This is a genomic window from Campylobacter concisus (assembly GCF_902460845.1).
GTDB classification, from domain to species: Bacteria; Campylobacterota; Campylobacteria; order Campylobacterales; family Campylobacteraceae; genus Campylobacter_A; species Campylobacter_A concisus_X.
In genome coordinates this window covers 208,930-210,334 of the sequence record NZ_CABPVS010000003.1, presented here as the reverse complement: position 1 = coordinate 210,334, position 1,405 = coordinate 208,930, and the positions used below count along the sequence as shown (strand labels likewise).

The 1,405-nt window shown below is 28.2% G+C and carries 1 protein-coding gene; it reads right to left on the bottom strand.

Annotation, left to right across the window (positions count from 1 at the left end; translation table 11 throughout):
- On the bottom strand, window positions 1–1,260 hold a 1,260-nt coding region (locus tag F3H00_RS04150), incomplete at its 3' end, for a type VI secretion protein IcmF/TssM N-terminal domain-containing protein (RefSeq protein ID WP_316346673.1).
- Between the last annotated feature and the right edge of the window lie 145 nt (window positions 1,261–1,405).

Below are 1,405 nucleotides of genomic sequence, written 5' to 3'. Positions count from 1 at the left end.
TGCTCTTAAAAGTGGTTTTTTGATGTTATATCTATCGCAAATAGTATTTGTAAGGTAGTTTATAGGTATATTTTCTTGATAAGCACTGACGAAATAAATTCCATTTATGGCTGAGCTATTTTTAAGTGCATTTTGAGAGCTTAGCTTTGTTACAAAATCTTTCACTAAAGCAAAAAAATTATCAAGTTGTTTTAAAAAGAGATATGAACGTTTTTTATCTTCCAATAAATGCGAAATCGAGTTCTTACTCATGAGATGTTTAAGTAGTGACTCGCTTAGGCTTTTTAGCTCAATTTCTAGTGATTGTTTTGAGAAATTTGAATCTAAGTTTATTCCTAAAGCCTTATTTGCCACATCTTCATTGAAAAGCCTAAAATAATCTCCCATACCATCTATTAAGTCAAGTTTGCTAAAAACAATATAAATAGGGAATTTAATATTTAGATGTTTCTCGCAGTCATTAACCCTTTTTATCATATATCTAATTAATTCATCAAAATATTCTTGAGTGCCTTCGAGGAATTTTTTAGTATCTATTATTAAAACCGCACCACTTAATCTAGCGTTAAAATCATTTCGTTTTAAAAAGTGTAAAAATTCACTCCAGATACTTTTTTTAAGCAAGTAATCCCTATTTTTATCCACATCATCTTCAGGAAGCTCTTCAGTAGCTGTTGGCTGATATAAGCTCTCTTGTGCAAAATGTATACCCTCAGTATCTAAAAGTGCACCAAATTTTGAAATATAAAGATTAAAGTTTGTTGTACTTTTGTGTATTTTTTTATAAGTATCCAAACTATCAGATAGTGGAAATTCGATATTTGAATAGTTTATAAACGCGCTCTTTCCAGCACCTTCATTACCCATTATCATTATTAAAGGTAATTTTTTAAAATTTATATCTTTTTTCCATGTTGTTTTGGCATCTTTCAAAGAAAGCATAAAATTTCTTTTTGCCTTACCAAAACTATCCATAGACTCTTTTTTTATCTCTTTTAGCTTATTATTTTTTTCATCTTTTTGAGATGCTAAATAGTGCATTAATGGTTTGATTAAAACAAAAAACAAAATAACTGCCCAAAATGCAATTAATATAGTGACTCTTGAACTTATGCTAGCAAAGCTATATACATCGTTAAAAGCTATAAGTGGAGCATAAAGCCAAAATAAGATGCTTAATGCAATAGAAGCTACCAAAATGGTGCTGTGTTTAAATCTAAAAAAGACGAAAAATCTTCTTAGGTAATCGATAAATGCCATTGATGCACATCCTTTTACAAATAAATATATTTCTTTAATGTAATAATAACAAATATTTTAGATTTTATATCTGAAAATTTAAGAGCAGAGCCTAAATTTTATAAAATTTGACATATTTTTATTACTTTTAAGCCTTGTACCAAGG